The 20,619-nt window shown below is 36.4% G+C and carries 24 protein-coding genes and 2 pseudogenes; 17 read left to right on the top strand and 9 right to left on the bottom strand.

Going from position 1 to position 20,619, the window contains the following annotated elements; translation table 11 throughout:
- Positions 1 to 3 precede the first annotated feature (3 nt).
- The 6 genes from ACHBHN_RS07870 to ACHBHN_RS07845 all read left to right on the top strand — a co-directional run bounded on the left by ACHBHN_RS07870 (position 4) and on the right by ACHBHN_RS07845 (position 4,401).
- The gene (locus ACHBHN_RS07870) at positions 4 to 738 is read left to right on the top strand and encodes a DUF2290 domain-containing protein (protein ID WP_105138291.1); all 735 of its coding nucleotides are present in this window, start codon (positions 4 to 6) and stop codon (positions 736 to 738) included.
- A 109-nt stretch (positions 739 to 847) separates the two neighbouring features.
- Entirely contained in the window at positions 848 to 1,057 is a 210-nt protein-coding gene (locus tag ACHBHN_RS07865; protein ID WP_172006816.1) for a hypothetical protein, read from the top strand.
- Complete coding sequence (locus ACHBHN_RS07860; protein ID WP_248046452.1) at positions 1,054 to 2,817, top strand: pre-toxin TG domain-containing protein; 1,764 nt, start codon at positions 1,054 to 1,056, stop codon at positions 2,815 to 2,817. The genes ACHBHN_RS07865 and ACHBHN_RS07860 overlap by 4 nt, the downstream gene beginning before the upstream one ends.
- Before the next feature lie 3 nt (positions 2,818 to 2,820).
- Complete coding sequence (locus tag ACHBHN_RS07855) at positions 2,821 to 3,186, top strand: immunity 22 family protein (protein ID WP_105111493.1); 366 nt, start codon at positions 2,821 to 2,823, stop codon at positions 3,184 to 3,186.
- A 118-nt stretch (positions 3,187 to 3,304) separates the two neighbouring features.
- Positions 3,305 to 3,907: an HNH endonuclease gene (locus tag ACHBHN_RS07850; protein ID WP_248046453.1), complete on the top strand. Its 603-nt coding sequence runs from the start codon at positions 3,305 to 3,307 to the stop codon at positions 3,905 to 3,907.
- 23 nt (positions 3,908 to 3,930) lie between these two features.
- Positions 3,931 to 4,401 (top strand): SMI1/KNR4 family protein, encoded by a 471-nt coding sequence (locus tag ACHBHN_RS07845; RefSeq protein ID WP_105137247.1) that lies wholly within the window; start codon positions 3,931 to 3,933, stop codon positions 4,399 to 4,401.
- 197 nt (positions 4,402 to 4,598) lie between these two features.
- Here the strand turns inward: ACHBHN_RS07845 and tnpC are convergent, their stop codons facing one another.
- Genes tnpC through ACHBHN_RS07830 form a run of 3 tightly spaced genes read right to left on the bottom strand, consistent with a single transcriptional unit; the run spans position 4,599 to position 6,680 of the window.
- Positions 4,599 to 6,110 carry an IS66 family transposase gene (gene tnpC / locus ACHBHN_RS07840; RefSeq protein ID WP_394733893.1) on the bottom strand — a complete coding sequence of 504 codons (1,512 nt, stop codon included), beginning with the start codon at positions 6,108 to 6,110 and terminating at the stop codon, positions 4,599 to 4,601.
- Positions 6,111 to 6,163: 53 nt separating this feature from the next.
- A complete protein-coding gene (gene tnpB / locus ACHBHN_RS07835; protein WP_105137248.1) occupies positions 6,164 to 6,514 on the bottom strand; it encodes an IS66 family insertion sequence element accessory protein TnpB in 351 nt (116 codons plus the stop codon).
- The gene (locus ACHBHN_RS07830) at positions 6,495 to 6,680 is read right to left on the bottom strand and encodes a hypothetical protein (RefSeq protein ID WP_167785862.1); all 186 of its coding nucleotides are present in this window, start codon (positions 6,678 to 6,680) and stop codon (positions 6,495 to 6,497) included. Before ACHBHN_RS07830 ends, tnpB begins: the two co-directional genes overlap by 20 nt.
- A gap of 82 nt (positions 6,681 to 6,762) precedes the next feature.
- Between ACHBHN_RS07830 and ACHBHN_RS07825 the strand changes: the two are divergent.
- Positions 6,763 to 6,828 (top strand): annotated as a pseudogene (locus tag ACHBHN_RS07825) (DUF5945 family protein); the annotation flags it as partial.
- Positions 6,829 to 6,881: 53 nt separating this feature from the next.
- The gene (locus ACHBHN_RS07820) at positions 6,882 to 7,115 is read left to right on the top strand and encodes a hypothetical protein (protein ID WP_105137918.1); all 234 of its coding nucleotides are present in this window, start codon (positions 6,882 to 6,884) and stop codon (positions 7,113 to 7,115) included.
- A 68-nt stretch (positions 7,116 to 7,183) separates the two neighbouring features.
- On the opposite strand, the gene ACHBHN_RS07815 is transcribed toward ACHBHN_RS07820, so the two are convergent.
- From ACHBHN_RS07815 to ACHBHN_RS07795, 5 genes are read right to left on the bottom strand one after another with little or no spacing between them, the layout of a single operon-like run.
- The gene (locus tag ACHBHN_RS07815) at positions 7,184 to 7,492 is read right to left on the bottom strand and encodes a DUF5960 family protein (RefSeq protein ID WP_105137919.1); all 309 of its coding nucleotides are present in this window, start codon (positions 7,490 to 7,492) and stop codon (positions 7,184 to 7,186) included.
- Complete coding sequence (locus tag ACHBHN_RS07810; protein ID WP_105137920.1) at positions 7,479 to 7,829, bottom strand: hypothetical protein; 351 nt, start codon at positions 7,827 to 7,829, stop codon at positions 7,479 to 7,481. Before ACHBHN_RS07810 ends, ACHBHN_RS07815 begins: the two co-directional genes overlap by 14 nt.
- The gene (locus ACHBHN_RS07805) at positions 7,826 to 9,241 is read right to left on the bottom strand and encodes a Y-family DNA polymerase (protein ID WP_105137921.1); all 1,416 of its coding nucleotides are present in this window, start codon (positions 9,239 to 9,241) and stop codon (positions 7,826 to 7,828) included. The genes ACHBHN_RS07810 and ACHBHN_RS07805 overlap by 4 nt, the downstream gene beginning before the upstream one ends.
- Positions 9,242 to 9,246: 5 nt before the next feature.
- Positions 9,247 to 9,381 (bottom strand): hypothetical protein, encoded by a 135-nt coding sequence (locus ACHBHN_RS07800; protein WP_105137922.1) that lies wholly within the window; start codon positions 9,379 to 9,381, stop codon positions 9,247 to 9,249.
- Positions 9,382 to 9,383: 2 nt separating this feature from the next.
- On the bottom strand, positions 9,384 to 10,076 hold the full coding sequence (locus ACHBHN_RS07795) for an XRE family transcriptional regulator (protein WP_394733892.1): 693 nt from the start codon (positions 10,074 to 10,076) through the stop codon (positions 9,384 to 9,386).
- 187 nt (positions 10,077 to 10,263) lie between these two features.
- Here ACHBHN_RS07795 and ACHBHN_RS07790 point away from each other — a divergent pair, with 187 nt between their 5' ends.
- From ACHBHN_RS07790 to ACHBHN_RS07765, 6 genes are all read left to right on the top strand, one after another.
- Positions 10,264 to 11,853: an AAA family ATPase gene (locus tag ACHBHN_RS07790; RefSeq protein WP_105137924.1), complete on the top strand. Its 1,590-nt coding sequence runs from the start codon at positions 10,264 to 10,266 to the stop codon at positions 11,851 to 11,853.
- Complete coding sequence (locus ACHBHN_RS07785) at positions 11,835 to 12,881, top strand: RNA helicase (protein WP_105137925.1); 1,047 nt, start codon at positions 11,835 to 11,837, stop codon at positions 12,879 to 12,881. The genes ACHBHN_RS07790 and ACHBHN_RS07785 overlap by 19 nt, the downstream gene beginning before the upstream one ends.
- A 1-nt stretch (position 12,882) precedes the next feature.
- Positions 12,883 to 14,454, top strand: a complete 1,572-nt coding sequence (locus ACHBHN_RS07780; protein ID WP_248046154.1) for a hypothetical protein — start codon at positions 12,883 to 12,885, stop codon at positions 14,452 to 14,454.
- A gap of 378 nt (positions 14,455 to 14,832) precedes the next feature.
- Positions 14,833 to 15,195: an SAG1252 family conjugative relaxosome accessory protein gene (locus tag ACHBHN_RS07775; RefSeq protein WP_105137928.1), complete on the top strand. Its 363-nt coding sequence runs from the start codon at positions 14,833 to 14,835 to the stop codon at positions 15,193 to 15,195.
- Between the two features lie 2 nt (positions 15,196 to 15,197).
- Positions 15,198 to 15,563 (top strand): MobC family plasmid mobilization relaxosome protein, encoded by a 366-nt coding sequence (locus ACHBHN_RS07770; protein ID WP_105137929.1) that lies wholly within the window; start codon positions 15,198 to 15,200, stop codon positions 15,561 to 15,563.
- Positions 15,550 to 17,424, top strand: coding sequence for an SAG1250 family conjugative relaxase (locus tag ACHBHN_RS07765; protein WP_105137930.1), 1,875 nt, complete (start codon positions 15,550 to 15,552; stop codon positions 17,422 to 17,424). The genes ACHBHN_RS07770 and ACHBHN_RS07765 overlap by 14 nt, the downstream gene beginning before the upstream one ends.
- A 104-nt stretch (positions 17,425 to 17,528) precedes the next feature.
- On the opposite strand, the gene ACHBHN_RS07760 is transcribed toward ACHBHN_RS07765, so the two are convergent.
- Positions 17,529 to 18,392, bottom strand: a complete 864-nt coding sequence (locus tag ACHBHN_RS07760; protein ID WP_105122736.1) for a helix-turn-helix domain-containing protein — start codon at positions 18,390 to 18,392, stop codon at positions 17,529 to 17,531.
- A 193-nt stretch (positions 18,393 to 18,585) separates the two neighbouring features.
- On the opposite strand from ACHBHN_RS07760, the gene ACHBHN_RS07755 reads away from it, so the two are divergent.
- The 3 genes and pseudogenes from ACHBHN_RS07755 to ACHBHN_RS07745 form a co-directional block, all read left to right on the top strand.
- Complete coding sequence (locus tag ACHBHN_RS07755; protein WP_105101019.1) at positions 18,586 to 18,756, top strand: PhrA family quorum-sensing system peptide; 171 nt, start codon at positions 18,586 to 18,588, stop codon at positions 18,754 to 18,756.
- Positions 18,757 to 19,070: 314 nt separating this feature from the next.
- Entirely contained in the window at positions 19,071 to 19,367 is a 297-nt protein-coding gene (locus ACHBHN_RS07750; protein WP_105111886.1) for a lactococcin 972 family bacteriocin, read from the top strand.
- A 105-nt stretch (positions 19,368 to 19,472) separates the two neighbouring features.
- A pseudogene (locus tag ACHBHN_RS07745) lies at positions 19,473 to 20,543 on the top strand (bacteriocin-associated protein); the annotation flags it as partial.
- Between the last annotated feature and the right edge of the window lie 76 nt (positions 20,544 to 20,619).

The raw sequence follows: 20,619 nt of genomic DNA, 5'->3' as shown, positions 1-20,619 counted from the left end.
TTCATGGCAAAAAAATTGGGAGATAGCATAAATCAAGAAATCATAGAATTTACTTCCTACCTAACTACCATAGGTCTCGAAATTTCTAATAATTATCCTAGTCTTAAAAGTAAAACAAAAAATTTTAAAGAAAATATTTCTCACGCTACAGTAATTTCAAAAACTGTTGCTTGCATAAGTCCATCTGTTAAAAATAGCAATCATAAGATTATTTTTGATGATCAATTAGAGTATAAAGATTTATATAAAGAATTAGAAAAAGGAAAAAATTATAATGTAAAATTAGTTGATGGAGCATTGATTTCGTTAATATATGAAGTTGATGAAAATGAAGAACAGATTTTAATGCATAGACTAACTTTTTTCCCTTCACCGTTTTTATTCGCTAATGAGACTAATGAAGGATTCGACTTAAGCGATGAGTATGAAGAGCTATATTCAGATATAACTAGTAAAAATATATATCCTTTCCCTATCAGGTTTGATTTTGACCTATTTAGTAGTGTTGATATTGAACATCCAAAATCTCACTTAACTTTAGGTCAATATAAAAATTGTAGAATACCAGTTTCATCTGCTTTAACTCCTGGACAATTCTTGATTTTTATTATAAGAAATTTTTATTCAGCTTATTATAAACAGTATGGAGAACAATTTCACTCAATTTGTAAATGCTCTGGAATTGAGGAGTCTATTACAGCGAATGAAAAAACTATTCCTCATTTTATTGTAAAATAAAACACACATAGAATAAAAATCTGAAAACGAATATATTTAAATAAAATCCCATTAGTCTGATGTATGAAATGCCCCCTAATCCGATAAGGGTGGTGAGGCTTCTAAGGCGATGGAACATTACGCTAAGATGCTTAACAAGGTCAATGAGGTTGGTGATTTGTACAGTCGAGCCAATAGTGAGGTTTTCTACCTGATGAATCAATGGCTGGAACAAGATGAGGTTCTGGCACAGAACTTCCGAGATAGTTTGCAGGGCGGTGGTCCCTTGGCTGATAATTTGAGGCAGTTGTTCCCACCAGAGGAAGGAGGCAGCCAATGATGAAAAACGTTGAACTTCATCTTCACAAGTGGAGCAAAATGAAGGGTGCTTTAGGCTCTGTTACTGAGACTGGCTCCGGTGGTGGTTTTAGTGGTGGCAGTTACAGCAGCTGGGGCGGTCCAGCCATGTCCTCCTATAGTGGCATTGGTGGCAGCAACAGTCAGGGTTTTGCGAACCGGATTAAGTCCCTGGTTGAGATTACGGAGAAGGCCAAGCGGGCCATCAATGAGTTGGATGTGGATGGGGCTATTGGCAATCTTCACTTCCATGATGACCATGTGACGGCGATTACCTTACAGTCTAAACTGACCGCTCTAGAAACCTATGCGGGCAAGGTGCAACAGTACCTGAAGGATAAAATTGACCAGCCTTTCTACGAAAAGCTGGACAAGGTTGGAGATCGGCTAGAGGCTCTGAATATAGCTAGCTACAAAACTAGTAACCAGATTGGGTTTAAGAAAACTGAGGTCATCTATAGCGAAGCTGGCCAGTACATGGGTACTCGGGAAGTCTTGGCCAAAGAAGTTGGTCTCAAGGAACTTTATCAGGTTGACAATCCCTATAAGAAACGGCTTCAGGCTATGTATGAGGCCTATAAGTCTAGCGATGACTATAAAGAGAGCAAGCTGACCGAAGAGGACTACCTCTTTGCGAGTCATCAGACTAGAGCCTTTACTTATCACTCTCTTAATGATGAAAAGGCTGCCTTTGAGGGGAAACGAGACCTTCTTTTAGCTGCTGGTGTTGTCATTTTGAGCATTTTCTGTCCACCAGCAGGAGCTGTGGTAGGTGTTGCTTTAGCGACAGCGGACATGTATTCAGCTTCTTCAGGTAAGGACTGGATGACTGGTCGTGAACTTGATGATGGTGAGCGCTTGATGCGGGGAGCCTTTGCCTTGTTTGACCTTGTGCCAGGTGTTGGTTACCTCAATGACTTGGCCAAGACAGGCAAGGTAGCAGGCTTGGCTGGTATCAAGGCAAGTTTGAAAACCAGCTTCAAGGAAGGTATGGAGCAGGTGGCTAAGAATGTGGATAATTTCAAGGTTGTTCTTAAGAACGTGGATGACTTTGGGAAGAAGGTTGTGACTAAAATCGATGATTTTGGGAAACAACTTGACAATTTAGTGACTAATAAGGTATCATCACTAGCTGACAACGTTGCTGGTAAACTTCGCCATGCGGATGAGACACTCAGTACTGCAGCACAGAATTTTAGTCTTAATAACATTGGATTTGAGCCCCAACTAGTCAGCGGAGCTATACCAACACCTCCACCGGGTCGTTTATCTGGAGTAGCCGATAACCTCCAAGCCTTTGCCAAGAGTTTGAGTGGCAGTGTGGATGAGGTAGATATCCCTTCGGTAAGAGATGGTGAATTTAATAAGTGGTTTGACAGTCTAACTTCAGAGGAATTTATAAAGTTATGGGATAACCCTCAAATAAGGAAAATCATAGAAGATAGAATCCGCAAACCAGGAGGTTACCATGAATGGCATTTAGTTTCTAGGACACCAAAATTTAAAAGTTGGGGTGTTTCGATGGACGATATAAAAGAGATGAGAACTTTGACTATAGATGTAGAGTTCATAAATCCTCCTGGTCGCCATGGAGGACGAGGATCAACTAAAGCCCATAACGAAATTTTAAAAATTATTGATTCTGCGAGCGCATATGAGGATTTTGTAGTTGAGTTAAATGAGTGGGCGAAACGACGTATGAAAAACGGTATCTTAGACTTGCCAATAGGATTAAGGAGATAGAAGATGCAAACAGTAACATTATGGCTTGGAAATTTTCAGTCTGCTGAAGATTTAAAAAAATATTTGTATGTTGGATATACTGACGATGGAGACAGTATTGACTCCAATTTTGAGAAAGATTTTCATCTAGGTTTTTATGATAGAGATTTAATAGAAAGTGACTGGATTGAAAACAAAGAAGTAGCATTATCTGTTTTACTTGAAGGTTTTTCATATGATAATCAGATAATACAGCAGTTTTTAGAAACAGGAAGAGAGTACAACACTATAATATTGATATATGATTACTCCTATGATAAACGAATATTAAGAAAAGAAACGGATGATTTTTTTCTTGAATTGATTGGAACTGCCTCATATGAAGTCTAGATAATAAAGTAAAGTAGCCTCTGCAGCTGATAATCTAGCTGGTAAACTTCGTCATGCGGATGAGACACTCAGCACTGCAGCACAGAATTTCCGCCTTAATATTGGTTTAGAACCACAATTGATTGATGGCTTTATGCCAACTCCACCTCCAGGGAAGTTGTCTGGGTTAGCGGATAACATTCAAGCTTTTGCCAAGAATTTGGATGGCAGTTTGGATGAGGTGGTGGAGACAACAAGACTTGAGCGGCTCAAAAATTTTGCTGAGGGTAATTGTTCTTTTGATGATGTTTTATCAGATTTTGTAGATGAGTACGTTGAAGCAGTAAATTCGAATAAGCTTTGGTCTTGGAGAAAAAATATTGCATCAGGGAATGCTTTGACTTCTCAGCAACGTTCAGTTATTAAACGATATGCTATAGATAGAGGTTTGTTACCAGATGTAAAAGTAATTCCTGTAGATGGGATAAAATATGGATTTGCCGATTTTAAGGGAGCAGGATTGGTAGAAGTAGCAGTAGATCTTCCTAAAGATCTATGGTTGAAATCGGATGCAGAACAATTTAAATGGCTTGATGAACAAATTGGAGGTTCGCGTCTAGGAATGACTTGGCATCATACAGAAATTCCTGGGAGAATGGAGCTTGTTCCATTTGGAATTCATAATATTACGTCACATAATGGCGGTAGAACCTTTGGTATGTGGGCATACGCAATCAGATAAGAGATGTTATAAAGGAGAAGAACATGAATTTTGAAATAGAGTCTTATGTTAAACCATTACCAAGTGAAATTTTATTAGATAATAGCGAAAAGTTCTGGAAGGTATCGCTCCCCTTAGACTTCAGACAGTTTATGATGAAATATAATGGGTGTATACCGAAAAATAGACAGCTAAAAATTAATAATCATGAATATTTTATTGAGCGTTTTTTGTGTATTTTAGATACTCCTCAGGAAAATGAGAATGGCATATATGATATTGATGTTGTTTGGTCACAATTGGATGAACGATTATTCTTTCACGATTATGTTTTAGGTGTAGAACTCCTTCCAATAGCTGTACTCTTCGCAGGAGATTTTATTTGTCTAAATTTTAGTCAAAACAGACTATCTCCAAGTATTTGCATTTGGTATCATGAAGAATCGTACGAATTTGACCCCTCTATTCAAAAGGTAGCAGATAGTTTTTCAGAATTTTTAGAAATGCTATGTTAGAATTGTATGGTTTTTCTATTCACTATAAAGTGCACGAACAAATAAAAGGCGTGATTAATTACGCCTTTTATTTGTTCGCGGTCATGAAATAACCTATTAAGAACAATTTCTCTAAGACACTTTCTGTAATTCGTAACCGCCCAATAACAAAGTATATTGAAAAGGCTCCAAAGTCCTATCGACTCTGGAACCTTTTTCTATTTACATGCTCTCTTAATTTTTTCCTTCCATGGCAAATAAGCCTCCAGCACCTCCTTTTTTGCGAGTGTCTCCTCATTAGGTAAGTGTTCTAGAAGATAGTTCATATATTTCTCTGCATCAAGTCCGTGTCGCTTAGCTGTTTCTAAAAGACTCAAAATGACAGCTGTTGACTTGGCTCCCTCAAAGCTTTGAGAGAATAGCCAATTTTTTCTGCCCATCACCAAGGTCTTCATAGCCCTCTCAGCCATATTGTTGGACAGGACTAGGTCACCGTCCGATAGAACGGTTCGGAAGGTGGTTTCGTATTTGAGGCTATACTCTATTGCAGTACCCAATTTGGAGCCTGGCAAGACAGCCTGATTGCGACACCAATCAAAGAACTCGTCCATCAAGGGAGTTAATTCTGTCTGTCGTTTATGCAGCCGCTCCTCAGTAGACAAGTCAGCCCAGTCATTCTCCAGGGCAAATAGGCGGTCGCAATAGGCTAAACCCTTAGCTCCTAAAGAAGTTTTGTCTGTCTTCTTAGGAGTCGCCTCAAAAAACTTTCGTCTGACGTGAGCCCAACAGCCAACCAGCTGAGCCTTGTCTAATTGACGATAAGCACTCCACATGTCACAATGAACGTAGCCCGCATAATCCCCTAGAAATTCCTCCACAACCAAGCCACTCCGTCGTTTGTCATGATGATAAAGGGTAATTCCATTTTTCTCCTGCTTCCCAGACAAGAAGGTCCAGTAGAAGGTCAACTGGCTATCATTTTCCAAGACCTTGTAGGAGGTTTCATCCGCATGAAGAATAGGCTGCTCCAACAATTTCTCGTGCAACAGGTTATAAATCGGCTCGAAATAATACTGACTAGACTTGATGTGCCAGTTAGCTATTTCCTTCCGACTTATTGGCAGGCCAAGCTTATGCCAGTCCTCTTCCTGACGGTAATTTGGCACCTTTAGATTGAATTTCTGGTGAATAGTGTGGGCAATGATAGAAGCTGAACCCAAGCTGTGTGCCAGAGGTGCCTTAGGAACAGGAGCCTTGATAATCTTATCGCTCAGATTCTTCTGACTACATGCCTGACACTTGTAAGCGTGTTGAACATGGTCAATCCGCTTTAATTGTGCAGGAATGAAGACCAACTCTTGTCGTTGAACAGTTGAACCAATCTCCTTCAATTGACCATGACAGTCTGGACAGGTACAATCTTCGCCCTGCAATTCGTGATGAACAATCTCTGGAGTGAACTGACTAAAAATAGCCTGACGAATACCCTTAGCTTTCTTGCGTTTATAAGTGATAATCTCTGTTTCAACTGGGTAAGTCAGCTTCTTCTTCAGGCAGACTTTCCTCCCAAGCAAGCTCAGCTGACCGGGTTGATAGACAACCTTCTCTGATGATTTTCCATAGAGTTTCTGTCTCAGATACTCAACCTGCTCACGAAGGAGGGTCAACTCGTTGGTAAGTTGTTCAATCGTTGAGGTCTGTTGTTTAATAATTGCCAATAACTCATCCATACGATTGAGCCTCCTTCTTTTTATCTCATTATACACAAAGAAAAGCCATGATTTCAATGGAAATCACGACTTTTTGAAACATTTATTTTTGGGATGATAGAAAATCCTTTCATGAGCCAGTCCACCTGCTCGGAAGTGAGGGCTTTAACCTCCTCTTCATTGCTTGGCCAGGTCAATTTCCCATTTTCAAAACGTTTATACAATAACCAAAATCCCTGTCCATCCCAGTAAAGAACCTTGAATCGGTCTTTTCGACATCCGCAGAAGAGATAGACCTGACCGGAGAAGGGATCCAGATTGAATTGACTTTTGACAAGGTAGGCGAGAGAATCAATCCCTTGTCGCATATCCGTTTTCCCGCAAACCAAGTAGACTTGACCTAAATCACTGAGTCGGATGGTCATAATGCAGTACCTTATCCAAGATTGTTTCCATTACTTCAGGATTGATAGATTGGAAGAATGAGACTTCCGTTTTTCCGAAACGAATTTTCATCAAAATATCGTTTCTGCTTTTCTTTTCAAAGCAGCGAGATTTGGGAATAGTCAATGGGACAATGGGCTGTGACATAAAAAATCCTCCAGTTTGTTTTTATAACAGTATACTGGAGGAGGGAGTGAGTAGATAGATACCTTGTTATTGGGCGGTTACGATTGATGAAAAGAAAATCCAAAATAAAAAGTTACAGGCTATTTCAGTAGCCATTGATGATTTATAAGTCAGGTAGTTCTATGTGGGCTACCTTTTTACAATTGAAGGAGAGGATAATGAATTTTTTTTCAAAAGAAAAAACAGAACCAGGATCAATTTAAACGACTGATCCATCGACTATCAGAGATGTCAGATACTGAACTAACCAAAGTAGAACAAGTCCTAGATGTGGTTTTTGATACAAATTTTAAGCCTGATACGAGCGTTGAATTATCTCAAAGCGTTATAACTGACGAGGAACAAAGTCTTGATAAGTCGATCCAAGAAGCGAAAAATAAACTTAACATGGAATAATTCGAAAAAAACATTGAGAGATTTAGACAAGGTAGGCGAGAGAGCAATAATAACAAATAACAGACCAATTATTTTGGCCTGCTTTTTGAAATATATGTCATCGTTGAATCGTAACAGTATAGCCTAACTAGATTATTATCTCGTGAAGGTTCCACATTGAACATAAAATAATGGTCACGATGGTCTTTCGAATTTTCCTTATTTAGCTTAAAATAGGGCTTTTGAGATTTTGCCATGGCAAGCATAATATCATCTGTTAAAAAAGTAAGTGGAGTATCTAGGGCTGAGTAGCGATAGAAATCCTCTTCAAATTTTCTGTAGCTATCACTAAAATAATCCATTTGTAATTGATTTTTATTAAACTCAAGCTGATTCATACTCTACCTCCAAGTCTATTGCAAGAATATCAGAGATTTTGATACTGATGTAGCCTTCTTTTGTTTCAAATGAAATCGATTGAAAAGTCAAGTTCTTTACTTTCCCTACATAAGTCCTGCCAGGAACTGTCAGAATACCAGTTAATTGGTGGCTATATAGTTGATTGAGTAGCAGTAGTTTATCTGCTAAACTTAACTCACTTGAATAATCAATGCGATTACGTTCTTGTTCTAAGCCTGATGTATGTTCTGATAAGAAAAATCCCATCCATTTGGCCATCTTTCGGTCTTGGTATTCTCTAGCAACTTTAAATGGGAGATAACTTCTATCAATCATTTTAAACCCTCCAATCCTCCAGCGGAATGTCCACCGACTAATCTACTGCGAGCAATTGCCCTTGAATTTTCTAATAAAGAACTAGCTTTCTGTACAGCAAGAAATCCAAATCGATCACGAATGGAATCAATGGTTGTCTCCAATTTTTCCTCTTTTTCACTTTCTTCAAAGTTATCAAAAAGAGAAATCACAGCAAAGTTTTCATCCACCAATCCATCGTACCTTACAGCAATGCTTCTAACTGCCCCTCCATCGTATTTAGAACGAAAGAGAGAAACAACTTCATCTTGAAAAACAAGCGTACGATTATTGGGGTTAATTTTTCTTTGAACATTGATTGATTTCTTGTTTTCGAAGTTTGAATAGCCTACACTTATGGCAACTACGGTTGCTTTTTTGTGCCTTCTGCGTAGCCGAATCGCAACTTGCTCTGCCATTTCACGTAGGACAAGCTCTATATCGCTTTGACGTGTATAGTCTTTGTGAAGTACTTGTGAATTACCAATCCCAACTTCTTTTGGCCGATAGGGTTCATGGACATTGCTCTCATCAATTCCATTGGCATGGAACCAGTGTTGCACGCCAATCACACCAAATTCTTTTTTCAAGATAGTAGGGTCACAGTTGGCCAATTCTTTAATGCTGTAAATTCCCAATTTGTTTAGTCGTTTTTCTGTTTGTGAACCTATTCCCCAAAAGTCAGTCATTTTGGGAATATTCCAGACCTTCGTTTCAACATCTTCATAAGACCAATTGGCACGCATGGTAGCAGTGGTTTTAGCTTCGTTATCAAGTGCTAACTTAGCTAGAAGTGGATTGGCATTACTCATTCCAACAGTTGAATAGACACCCGTTTTTTCCCAAATATCGTGTTGAATTTTTGCTGAAACCACATCTAACTTATCTTTGCGACTCAGAGATTTGTCTTCAACAAAATAATTTAGCGATGAAGTTAAGTCGATAAATCCTTCATCAATAGAATAGGGCAGAATATCTGTCGGATCTGCATAATTTTGAAATACTTTTTGTATTTCAAGATTTTTTTGAATGTACAAGTCCATCCTGGGTGACACTATAAATGTACGCTTGGCCCAATTTTCTATGAAGGAAACAAATTTTGCATCCGTTGGTAATCCTGAGATTTTAGCACGGTAGTAGTTAAATTTTCTTGTCTGAACATCAAAGGGGAGGTCGTAGGCTCTACCGACATTTCCTTTACCAAATACTTTTTTGAACATTGGAGAAGAGGCTAAAATTAGACCAGAAGAGTTGTCAGCCCTACTCATGACACAAAGTGAAGTATGGAGCGGGTGAAGTCCTCTCTCAACACATTCGATGGAGGCGTAGAAGGATTTCATATCAACAAAAGCAATATCGCTACGTGGTTCTTTTGAATAGTCGATATAGCCCATACTATTCACCTTGTTTTTAATTTTGCTAATTCATCGACCAATTCTGTCAGATGGTCTGTTACGTCGTATTCTTTTTGGTCGAGTAATAAAATAATTCTATTTGCTTTAATAAATATTATGTCGTCAAACTGTCTTGACATTACTAACCTCCAATCACCGGCATGAAGTGGCCTACAACTTTACCAACAATTCTGATTTCATCTTCAAATGGGATAAACCTTTCAGCAACATCTGGGTTAATTGACACCATTCGGAATCCATCTTCTTCACGATAGAGTTTCTTGATATAGAGCAATCCATTCCAATTCAAGGCATATACAGCTCCATCGTAATCAAAACCAGTTGACCTGATTAAAGCGACTTCACCGTCTTTATAAACAGGTTCCATAGAATTACCAGAAATCCATGTTGCTATATCGAATCCTGTATATTCATCTTCCGAATAGACAGTCTCAGTTTCAAATTCATCGTATAGACCTTCACCAGGACCAGCAGATAGTTGAATTTCTGATAGAACTTCCACAGCAAACAACGGAACAATCTTTTCATGAACCTTTTGAGTTTGAAGCAATTCCTCAGCATACTTATCTACTTTTTCCTGGTTCTGTAAAGAAAGCTGAAGATAAGTATTGACTATTTTATATTCTGACTCAAAATATGTTTCAGGAACATCTAATAGGATAGCTAGTTGTTTGAGATTGCTTTGGTTTGGTTTAGTCTTTTCATTTTCCCAATTAAAATAAGAAGAGCGGTTTATTTGAAGTTTATCTGCTAGTTCAGATTGAGAATAGCCAAGTGTTATTCGTCTTTCTTTTAATCGTTTACCAGAAAACATATTACCTCCTGAAAACCATTGTTGTTTTATAAACTAACAAAATTATATCATAGAAGATTTAAGATGCAAGAGGAAAGTAATATAAAACGGATCCTAAATTAGCAATTTTAAAATAATAGCACGATTTATGTGATATAATTTCAATAAATAACTATTTAAACTAATGTGCGAGATTAAGGTAGGCAATATGATAGCAAGAATTATAATACAAAACTTCAAACGTTATCAGAAAGTTGATTTTACTTGTAATTCTGAAGTTAATATTTTTGTTGGGGAGAACGGTTCTGGGAAATCAACTCTATTATATGGAATTGGTTTAGTGCTGAGTGGTGGTCACAGTCAAATAGAAAGAAGTAGTTTGTCTAGTATCATTAACCAAGAATCGATTATAGAATTTATGGGTACAAGGGATATCAATCAGCTCCCTGAGGTCTTCGTTGAAATATATTTTGATGAATCAAGTGCTGAAATTTCCTCTAACTTCAATATCGAAGGGAAGCATAACTCTCAAAAAATCAAAGCTTTTGGACTTTCATTAAAAATAACACCTAATCAAGATTACATAGCTGAAATTACTTCTGTCTTAAATAATAGTAATTGGACAGTCTTTCCATTTGAGTTCTATAAAGTTGAATTTTTGACATTTTCAGGGAAAACCTACTCCTCTTACAATAAACCGTATAAGTTTCTACATTCAATAATAAATACTAGTCTAATTGATACACAACAAGAGATTCAAAAACGTATCCATGAGGTGTATTTAGATAATATTTCAGCTGAAAATAGAGCAAAAGTTAATCATCAATACAGGATAAATTCACTTAATTTTTTAAATGCTTTAAGGAAGGATGAATTGTTGACGGAGAATGCTTCAGAATTCCAACTTCATTTTGATGAATCAGAAAATTCATTTAGAAATTCAGTATCAGCTGTAAAAAATGGTGTAGATATAAAAAATTTAGGGCAGGGTGAAAAAGTATTATTAGGAGTTGAAAATGCATACAGTCATCTCAAGGAAACGGTTAGAATACTGCTTATTGAGGAACCTGAAAATCATTTGAGCTACCAAAACCTACAGAAATTGGTTAAAATGTTAAGTTCAAATACAGGTGTTCAAGTTTTTATTGGGACTCATTCAAATATGATTGCTTCAAGATTAGGTGTGGACAATCTTCTTTTTTTAGATAATGGTCAGATATCTAAACTTGAAGGTTTGAAAAAAGATACGATAAGATTTTTCAAAAAATCTACCAATCAAAATTTATTGAACTTTTCTCTAGGTAAGAAGATTATTCTAGTTGAAGGGAATGCTGAGTATATTCTAGTAGAGAAGTTTTTTGAAATAATCCATTCAAAAAAGCCTGAAGAATTTAATGTATCAATTATTTCAGTAGATGGATTAAGTTTTGAAAGGTATTTAGAAATTGCTGCTTGTTTTGTAGATAAGAAGGTGGTAGTAATTACGGATAACGATAGTGATTATGAAGGAAATGTACAGTCAAAGTACAGTTCATATCAGCAATTCCAGAATATAAAAGTTTCTTCTGATTTAGATAATGATAATCAAACATTTGAAATATGTATTTATAAAAATAACAAAGCTTTGTTAGATTCTTCAGGTTTAACTAAATCCAAAGATTTACAAGGATACATGCTCAGAGAAAAGGCTGAATTTGCATTGAGATTACTAGAACACTTGGAAACTGATAATATAAGCGAAAAATTTATTATACCTAATTATATTAAAGAGGCGATTGAATGGATAATAAAAGATTGATTCATGCCGTTGCTGGAAGTGGCAAAACAACAAAAATAATTGAAAGTATTGACCCTCAAAAAAGAAATCTTATTATAACATACACTGAAACGAACCAGAATACAATTAGAGCAAAGCTGATTGACAAATTGGGCTATAATCCTGAGTCTACTTTTATTTTTGGTGTCTTTGAGTTTCTATATAGTTTTTGCTTAGTGCCATATTTAGGGAAACGACCAAAAGGAATAAACTTTGAATATGAAACTCAAGGACAGTTTGATAATAATTCTATTGATGCTGCGGGTAGAGTTATTCAGAATCAACTTTCTAAGTCTTTAATCAGGGGGACGTTAATTTATAATAGGAGTAAAATCCCATTTGATAATTCATATTTAGAAAGAATTGATAAATTTTTTGATTGTATTTATGTAGATGAGTGTCAGGATTTTGAGTCAGATGATTTTGATTGGCTTTTAAGCCTAAGTAAACTTAGTGCAGACGTTCTATTACTTGGAGATTTTTATCAAAAAACTTTTAAAACTTCAAGGAGAGGGAATAAGGGGAAAGGTATTCATTCTAATTTTGAGAATTGGTTAAAAGTTATTTCTGATTCAGGATTTAAAATTGATTTGTCAAGTTTGTCAAAAAGTTATCGTTGTCCAAAGATAGTTTGTGACTTCATTGTTGAAAGCTTAGATATTGAAATTTCATCGCAGAAAAAAGAAAATCAAACTACAAAAATTTTGTTCATAGATTCACAGGATAAAATAGAATCAATCATGACAGATGACAGTGTTATGAAACTTTTTTATCAAAAATCTTATGATTATGATTGCAAAAGTCAGAACTGGGGTGACAGTAAAGGCTCTGAATATGAAAATGTTTGTGTAGTATTAAATCCAACAACATATAAATTATTCGTAGCCAATCGTTTGAATGAACTCCCTTCACAAACCAAAAGTAAATTTTATGTTGCGTGTACTCGCACGAGAAGAAGCTTATATTTTATAAAGCAATCTGATATAGAAAATTATCGAAAAAGGAGATAACATGAAAATAGTTAAAGATATATTTATTAAAAGACCAATGATGTGGCAGTATTATCTATCACTTTTTTTAGAGATTCCTATTGTTTTTTGGTTTATTAGAAATATTCCTCAAAATTTATTTGAATGGGTTACCATGGTAGGTTATATAATTATTTCTCTTATATACTATAGAGTAAATCGTGACGATTTGAAATACTATTTTGTTTCTGTAACGGAGCAGTCGAGTAAGGAATATAATCCTAAATTTGGGGGATATTTTTTTAGTTCGATATTTATTTGCATTAAATTTATTTCTATGGGAGTTTTTTTACAGGTTTTGTTACAAAGTTTATTTAGAGAGTTAATTATACCAGGTACAGGTATTACAATTTATAGTCTCCCACTATTTGTAGCAATGTGTTTTATTTTATCTAAAATTTTATTTTATTTATCGCAGTTACCGCCTGTGTATCTTCTTAGTTGTATTGCTATTCCCTTATTTATATTTTCTTTAATCGGAATAGAAAAAGCCTTACTCAGTTGGACTTTTATATCAATAATACTATCAAGTTTAGTACCTCAATTTTTAAATGAGGATATAAAAATATTACAAAAAAAGAATTTTTTAAAAATTATGAATAATACAGCTGACAATGAGAATAAAGAAAAAATTACAAGATTAAAATATCAGGTTTTATTATTTATACCATTCTTCTATCTTGCACTCATTATTTCAGAAGTTTTAATATACAATGATGAATTTAATTTCTTATACAATTATTTATACGATAGGCATGAAAATATTCTAAATGTCTCATATTTGTCAGATTTAAATATGATTGCTACGATTGTTAAAGTATTGGTAGTATCATTTATCTTGATTGTATTCATTGAGTTTAAAGATATTATTATTGATAAGTTATCGAAATTTATTATAATTAAAGTTTTAAAAAATGAATTTAATGTTGCCTTATATGGACAATATAATAGGGCATTTTTAAAAAATAAAAAATGGCAGTTCGATGAGTCAGATTATTATTGGTGTATTAAGAATAATTTTCAAAGTGGTAATAAGGAGGTATATACGTATGAAGAAGGGATTATAAAAACTAAATCTGGTAATTACAAGAATATTAAAATAGTATCCGAAGATATTTTGATTATTGATGATACCTATTATGTAAAAACTACTTCAGACGTTTATAAGAGCTTACTGCAAGAAAATAAATCAATTGGATTTAAATTATTGAAAAAGCCAGAATTCAGCGTTATTTTATTCCCACTTATTTTGTTAACTATCTCCATAATTGGGTCAACACTAGCAAACAATATTATGACTAATAATTTGAGAGGAGAGTATGTTTTTGCTGATGTGAAAGATGGAATTATAAACAGAATTGATCAGTCTAAAAAAATTGAATTTAGGAATAATGAAATTTTATTAAATAAGCAAATTTATAAAGTAGATAATGTCACCATGCAAATACTAGATAGTAATTCTGAAGTAGTTGGATCATACAATAAACAAGGTATTCTTGTATTTAAAGACGATTCCCAAAATATAAGCAATTATATTTTGAAGTCTTCTCAATAATTTACAAATATAATTACAAAATAATATTGTTTGTATGTTATTTTTGAGAGCCTTGGCTCTCTTTTTTCTTACTCATATTTTCAATTCTGTGATACCTTTTCCAAATCTTTCTTGTTATCCTAATCTCATTCCATTGAAAATCAATATTTAATTTTTCACTGGGGGTTTGGGGGCGGAGCCACCAAGTTATCTTATCGTTGGCTGTCAAAACTGTAAGGTTTTGGTCAGCTGGCGATATGATTTTTGGGATATTGTGGACACAATATCTGAGCTCGCAAAAGCCGAAAAGCGAAGCGTTGAGGCTTTTTGGAAGTACCCGTATCTGATACGGTATCGGGTTAGACCCGATAGAGGCAAGTAGAGAAGGAGTATAACGAGATGACAGACCACTATCGCTTTATCCGTAAGGAAATAAATCTGACCTCAGAGGAACTGGAGCAGATTCAGGAGCTGATGAGGCAAGAACACGCAGAGCAATTCTCTCCCTTTGTCCGTCAAAAGCTGATGGACTTGGTTGAGAGGAAGCAGACAGTGACGGACTGGTTTACCCTCTGGCAGTCCCAGAAGGTTGAACAGATTAGCCGTGACATCTTACATGTGACTGTCCTGGCTGAGCAGACCCAGCAGGTCACGGCAGAGCACTTACGAATTATCTTGACCTGTGTGCAGGAGTTGATGGCTGAAGTCGAGAAAGCTATCCCACTCAGTCTAGATTTTCGTGAAAAGTACATGGGAGGTTAGGCATGGAGAATCGTTACCGCACCAATCTCAAAAAAGTGTTTCTGACGGACCAGGAGTTGGCGACATTGAACGACTGTATTGGTCAGAGTCGCTGTAAAAATTTTTCCCAGTACGCTAGGAGAGTTCTCTTAAATCCCAACATGACTTTTCTGACCATTGACACCAGCAATTACCAGGAGTTAGTCTTTGAGCTGAGACGGATTGGGAATAATATTAACCAGATTGCACGGAAGGTCAACCAGACCCATATCTTAACACCGACTGATCGAGCTAATCTTTGTCAGGGCATTAGCCAGCTCATCAAGGAAGTGGAAAAGGATTTTGACATCAAGTGTCAACAGTTGAGGGCCTTCTATGGTAGTGACTAAGCATTATGCCACACATGGTAAGAAGTATCGTAAGAGCCTTATCAAGTATATCCTCAATCCTGACAAGACAGAGCAGCTGAAGCTGGTCTCCGATTTTGGCATGAGCAACTACCTGGACTTTCCTAGCTATGAAGAATTGGTGGAAATGTATCATGCCAACTTTGTCAACAACGATAGGCTCTACGATTCCAGAAATGATCGGCAACAGGTCAAGCAAACGAAAATCCATGCCCACCACCTGATCCAATCCTTTTCCCCTGATGACAAGCTCACACCTGAAGAGATTAACCGCATTGGCTATGAGACCATTAAAGAATTAACAGGTGGGAGTTTTCGTTTTATTGTTGCGACCCACGTTGATAAGGACCATATCCATAACCATATCTTGATTAACGCTGTGGATAAGCAGTCAGATAAAAAACTCAAATGGGACTATGCCCAGGAGAGAAACCTTCGTCTGATTTCAGATCGCATTGCCAAAGAAGCTGGAGCAAAAATCATCAGCCCTAATCGTTACTCGCATGAAAAGTTTGAGACCTATCGCAGAACCAACAATAAGTTCGAACTCAAGCAGCGACTTTACTTTCTCATGGGAAATAGCAGGAGCTTTGAAGATTTTTTGGACAAGGCTCCTGCTCTAAACGTGGAGATGGATTTTTCTCGTAAGCATGCCCGCTTTTTGATGACTGACCGTAACATGAAACAGGTCATTCGCGGCGACCAGCTCAACAAACGCCAACCCTACACCGAGGATTATTTTCGGGAGCAGTTTGCGAAACGAGGTATTGAAGAGCGACTGGAGTTTCTTTTACCCAAGGCTAGGAGCCTGGAGCATTTGGTTAAAATGGCAGAGCAGCTGAACCTGATCATTTCTCCCAGACAGAAACACGTTGTCTTTACTTTATCAGAGAATGGCAGGAGCATAGCCATAAAAAATGAGAAGTTGAGTGCCAAGTGTCTTTACGATGTCCAGTTTTTTGAAGACTATTTTTCTAAAGAGAAAGAGCTCCCAGACGTTAGCCTGGAAACTCTTATGTCAGATTTTGAAAAGTACCAGGAGGAAATGAACAAAGATAGGCTGCCTAACGAAGAACTTTGGCCATCCTATACGGATTTCAAAGAAACACGAGACCAGGTTCAGGAGTTTGAAGTTGTTTTAGCAGAGCACCAGATTGACAAGTTAGTCAAGGACGGTCTCTTTGTCAGAATCAATTATGGCATCAAAAAAGGCGGCTTGGTCTTTATACCAAACCGTAACCTGGATATTAAAGAAACGGATACGGGAAAAACCTATCACGTTTTTATTAGTGAGACTGCCCAATTTTTTATCTATCACAGAGACAATGCCCAGCTCAATAAGTACATGAGAGGCCGAGATCTGATTCGTCAACTCTCACACGACAGCAAGCATATCCCTAAACGCAGACGACCAACACTTGATACCCTCAAAGAAAAAATTGCAGAGCTTAATCTTTTGATTGACCTGGATACTGACAATAAATCCTATCAAGAGATTAAGAACGAAATGATTCAGGATATTGCTCAACTGGAGTTGATGATTACGGATTATCGGGATAAACTTGCTTACCTTAACAAGGTGGCGGAAGTGTTGCTAAATCTTAATAACGCAGACCCAGAAAACAGACGGCTAGCTAGATATGACTACGCCAAGATGAACCTGACATCAGCCATTAAACTGGAGCAGGTAGAGAAGGAGATAGCAGAAAATCAAAACTCCATGACGAAATGGATAGATGACTACGAATATGAGATAAGAAGATTAGAGAAGTTTATCAACATACTTGATAACACTAGAAATCAAAATATCACTAAATTAAAACAGGAAACAAAATCAATTTAGTTGTTTGAGATACCATGGGAAAATTATAAGACTGATAGTATTAATTTCACTATCAGCCTCATAGGTTATTTAACGTTTAAGTAGAATTCCAATATCAAGATAGATTAAATAGAATCTAATTTCTTTAAATAATTTTCTATCTTCATCAGCATTAAAGGATTGTTATAAATCTTGCATAACTCTCTTGCTTCTATATAATAATTTTTGACTTCTTCTTTGTCTAGAAATTGAGCTCCAGCATTTCCGACAAGAATGAGTAGGGGAGCTAGTTGGTAGCTTGTTTGCCGCTCTTTACAGATCTCGATCGTTTCAAGAGCTTCTTGGACGGCTTCGTTATATTTTTCCTTTGACACTAAATAGTGAGCGTAGTTGTAGCGAACTCTGATGTAACCAAATAAAAACTCTTGATGATCTAGATTTTTTGTCTGATACAACTCCATTAAATGAGAGTAGTTTGCTTCATATTCTTGTTCACGGCCAACGAGGGAGTAGAAATTAGATAGTGTGTTCAATGTCTTTAAGTAAATTAAAGTAGTTGAGGATACTTTTGATAATATATTTTCCAAGTAGGAGATGGCCTCAAACTGAAGGTTATATTGGTAGAAGTCAATGATAGCTTTAATCCATTCAAGGTAAGTTCGGTCTTCTAGTGTTAGAAAAGTGCTTCGGCCAACCTCTATTTTATAAAGATATTCTAAATCGTCATAATTCCTATCGTCTAGTAGACGGGAAGATAGGTGTTTGAAGTTGGACAGGTTAGACTTGACTTCAATTTGTTCATTGAAAAAGTAATCTAATGGGACTTCAAGTCGCTGAGAAAGTTTAAACAAAAGGTCAGCGGATGGAATGAAGTGTCCTCTCTCAATCTTACTGATCTGGCTCTGTTCGCAAATCCCTTCTGCAAGAACATGTTGGGAAAGCCCTAGTTCTTTTCTTTTGATTCTGAATTTTTCAGCTAATTTAGTCATAAAACAATAATCCTTTCTGCTTCATCTTCCTCTATTATATATAATTTAGTTAAAAATGGCAAATTCTTGTTAAATAAAATTACTATTTATAATATAAAAAAAAAAAAAAAGTGAAAAATCGCATAAAAATAATTGCCTAAATAAAGTCTATATGTTAGAATAAAGGTAAGGAAATAGAAAGGGGTTTCATTACATGAGAAAAAAACGTGGAATTATAAAATTAGTTACATTTGTATTACTAGGTGTTTTTACGTTTAGTAATACAATTCCTTACCAACAGTTTATTCAGAAGGATAAACAATTGGAGATTCGAGTAGAATCACAAAAGAAGTCTGATGGTCTTGATGTTGGGAAAGCTGATTGATTTCGTATTCTTTTAAAATTCAACTATTTAGAGAAAGGTATTCTGATGAGAGCTTGTAACAATACCAGATAGATATAAGAATGGAGATGTTTGATAAGATGCTTTCATAGCTAACCAACTGTTGAAAATTATGAGTTACAAAATCTAAAGTATTTAAGATTGGTTTATAAAATTAGGTCTCTGTCTGTAGAAAGGAGCGTGCAGTTAGAAAGGAGGAAAAAATAGGATACTATAATTCAGACTGAGATTTCTAATTAAAATATGTAGTTGCATTTCGCTTATTTTCATAATATTCTATTCAGAGGAGTAATAATATGTTAAAAATTAGAAAAGTAGTTGCATCATCCCTTGCCGTTTTGGCATTTAGTTTGGCTCTTCCTGTTTTGGCGGTTTCTCATCGTGGTGGCGATTGGAACTATGGAGGCCACCATAATCCGAATAATTGGGGAGCATTCTCGAACTATTATCACGGATCACAGTATCACTGGTCTTATGTTGGTAGTACGGCACGAAATAATCAAAGAACAGCTTACGCAGGAGCACGTAGCACTTCATATGCGTTTATCAATACGAATGTTGGGGAACATGTTGTATTTGATGCAGGGTGGTAAGGAATAACTTGAGATAAATTCCTTTATCAGTAGCATTAGTAAGCTTGTTAGTCTATAGAGGGCAGGATTATTTCTGTCCTCTATTTTTAGAATAAAGGACACACTATGAAAAAACTATTTCTATTGTTATCCAACCTGCTTGCTAGTTTGTTCTTTGTTTGGGTATTTACCATTTGGAGTGATACATATGTCTCCCATTATTACCCAAACGTTGTGGTACGTGATTCTTCCCCTGAAACAACTTTTCAGCATGTTGCTACACGCTTGGAAAAACTAGCAGAAGAAACGGATAGTTTTATTGCGATTCAACACCAAGATCCTAACTCAGAAGGTACTACAGTTTTTTCTTATACGACCTTTGGGGACGGAAAGTTGCCTGATGGGCTTCAGGAAAGAAAGCTTGAAGACGCTCAAAGTAGCAGTGTTGAAACAAACTATTTTGTATTCGATGGACACCTAGATATTCACTTGCTAAGGGAGGAGCTAAGTCAACTTGGCTTGACTAACATGCACCTGACAATTCCATCTAAACTATCTACGTTAATGGCTATCTTTAGTAACGGATTTCAGTTAATCAGTCTATTGATTTTCATCTTAACCTTTGGAGCACTGACTTTAATTAGTCAAATTAGCCAATTACGGTCGTCGGGCATTCGCCTCATTTCAGGAGAGAAACGGTGGTCCATTTTCCTTAGACCAGTTGGTGAGGATTTGAAAGGGATAGCTGTTGGTTTCAGTTTAGCTGGCGTGCTCGCCATTCTTATGCAAAAAATTCTGTCGCTTCCAACGGAATCCCTGATGACCATAGGAGCAGGATTGCTCAGTTATAATCTCATCTTGATGTTAATCTCTCTATTTTTCGCTCAACTCTTCGCAGTTGGGATAAAAAAGATACACCTGATGCAGATTATAAAAGGGCAAGTGCCTGTCAGAGGAATCATTAGTTTGATTTTAATCGGTCAACTATTTGCGGTTATTATTGTGATGCTGGGAATAGGAAGTAGCTTAAAGTATTCCCAAGCTTGGCAGCAGCATCGGATAGGAGAAGAGGCCTGGAGTCAGGAAAGACAGCTGGTTATCTTATCAACCAGCCGTGAAGGAATGAGTCCTGGTTTTGATGAACAAGCTCAAAGGCAACTCAGAACTTGGTATCAATTGATGGATCTGGCTGTTTCAGGCTCTATAATTTCTGTAGTGGGTAAATCCACTGTAGAGATTATGGAGCCTTTTTGAGTGTAGAAAAAAAGTCCCA

The sequence above is a fragment of the Streptococcus sp. A22 genome, from assembly GCF_043674215.1.
In the GTDB taxonomy this organism is placed as follows: Bacteria; Bacillota; Bacilli; order Lactobacillales; family Streptococcaceae; genus Streptococcus; species Streptococcus suis_V.
This window is presented reverse-complemented; position numbering and strand designations above follow the sequence as displayed.

Bases quoted from the DNA above. Each gene is read 5' to 3' on its own strand.
- ACHBHN_RS07795 (WP_394733892.1), bottom strand. From the start codon at position 10,076: ATGTTTTCTGGTAAACGATTAAAAGAAAGACGAATAACACTTGGCTAT.
- ACHBHN_RS07770 (WP_105137929.1), top strand. From the start codon at position 15,198: ATGGAGAATCGTTACCGCACCAATCTCAAAAAAGTGTTTCTGACGGAC.
- ACHBHN_RS07750 (WP_105111886.1), top strand. From the start codon at position 19,071: ATGTTAAAAATTAGAAAAGTAGTTGCATCATCCCTTGCCGTTTTGGCA.
- ACHBHN_RS07775 (WP_105137928.1), top strand. From the start codon at position 14,833: ATGACAGACCACTATCGCTTTATCCGTAAGGAAATAAATCTGACCTCA.
- ACHBHN_RS07865 (WP_172006816.1), top strand. From the start codon at position 848: ATGGAACATTACGCTAAGATGCTTAACAAGGTCAATGAGGTTGGTGAT.
- ACHBHN_RS07815 (WP_105137919.1), bottom strand. From the start codon at position 7,492: ATGAATCAGCTTGAGTTTAATAAAAATCAATTACAAATGGATTATTTT.
- ACHBHN_RS07800 (WP_105137922.1), bottom strand. From the start codon at position 9,381: ATGTCAAGACAGTTTGACGACATAATATTTATTAAAGCAAATAGAATT.
- ACHBHN_RS07790 (WP_105137924.1), top strand. From the start codon at position 10,264: ATGATAGCAAGAATTATAATACAAAACTTCAAACGTTATCAGAAAGTT.
- ACHBHN_RS07855 (WP_105111493.1), top strand. From the start codon at position 2,821: ATGCAAACAGTAACATTATGGCTTGGAAATTTTCAGTCTGCTGAAGAT.
- ACHBHN_RS07810 (WP_105137920.1), bottom strand. From the start codon at position 7,829: ATGATTGATAGAAGTTATCTCCCATTTAAAGTTGCTAGAGAATACCAA.
- ACHBHN_RS07845 (WP_105137247.1), top strand. From the start codon at position 3,931: ATGAATTTTGAAATAGAGTCTTATGTTAAACCATTACCAAGTGAAATT.
- tnpC (WP_394733893.1), bottom strand. From the start codon at position 6,110: ATGGATGAGTTATTGGCAATTATTAAACAACAGACCTCAACGATTGAA.
- ACHBHN_RS07785 (WP_105137925.1), top strand. From the start codon at position 11,835: ATGGATAATAAAAGATTGATTCATGCCGTTGCTGGAAGTGGCAAAACA.
- ACHBHN_RS07830 (WP_167785862.1), bottom strand. From the start codon at position 6,680: ATGTCACAGCCCATTGTCCCATTGACTATTCCCAAATCTCGCTGCTTT.
- tnpB (WP_105137248.1), bottom strand. From the start codon at position 6,514: ATGACCATCCGACTCAGTGATTTAGGTCAAGTCTACTTGGTTTGCGGG.
- ACHBHN_RS07860 (WP_248046452.1), top strand. From the start codon at position 1,054: ATGATGAAAAACGTTGAACTTCATCTTCACAAGTGGAGCAAAATGAAG.
- ACHBHN_RS07870 (WP_105138291.1), top strand. From the start codon at position 4: ATGGCAAAAAAATTGGGAGATAGCATAAATCAAGAAATCATAGAATTT.
- ACHBHN_RS07805 (WP_105137921.1), bottom strand. From the start codon at position 9,241: ATGGGCTATATCGACTATTCAAAAGAACCACGTAGCGATATTGCTTTT.
- ACHBHN_RS07755 (WP_105101019.1), top strand. From the start codon at position 18,586: ATGAGAAAAAAACGTGGAATTATAAAATTAGTTACATTTGTATTACTA.
- ACHBHN_RS07780 (WP_248046154.1), top strand. From the start codon at position 12,883: ATGAAAATAGTTAAAGATATATTTATTAAAAGACCAATGATGTGGCAG.
- ACHBHN_RS07760 (WP_105122736.1), bottom strand. From the start codon at position 18,392: ATGACTAAATTAGCTGAAAAATTCAGAATCAAAAGAAAAGAACTAGGG.
- ACHBHN_RS07765 (WP_105137930.1), top strand. From the start codon at position 15,550: ATGGTAGTGACTAAGCATTATGCCACACATGGTAAGAAGTATCGTAAG.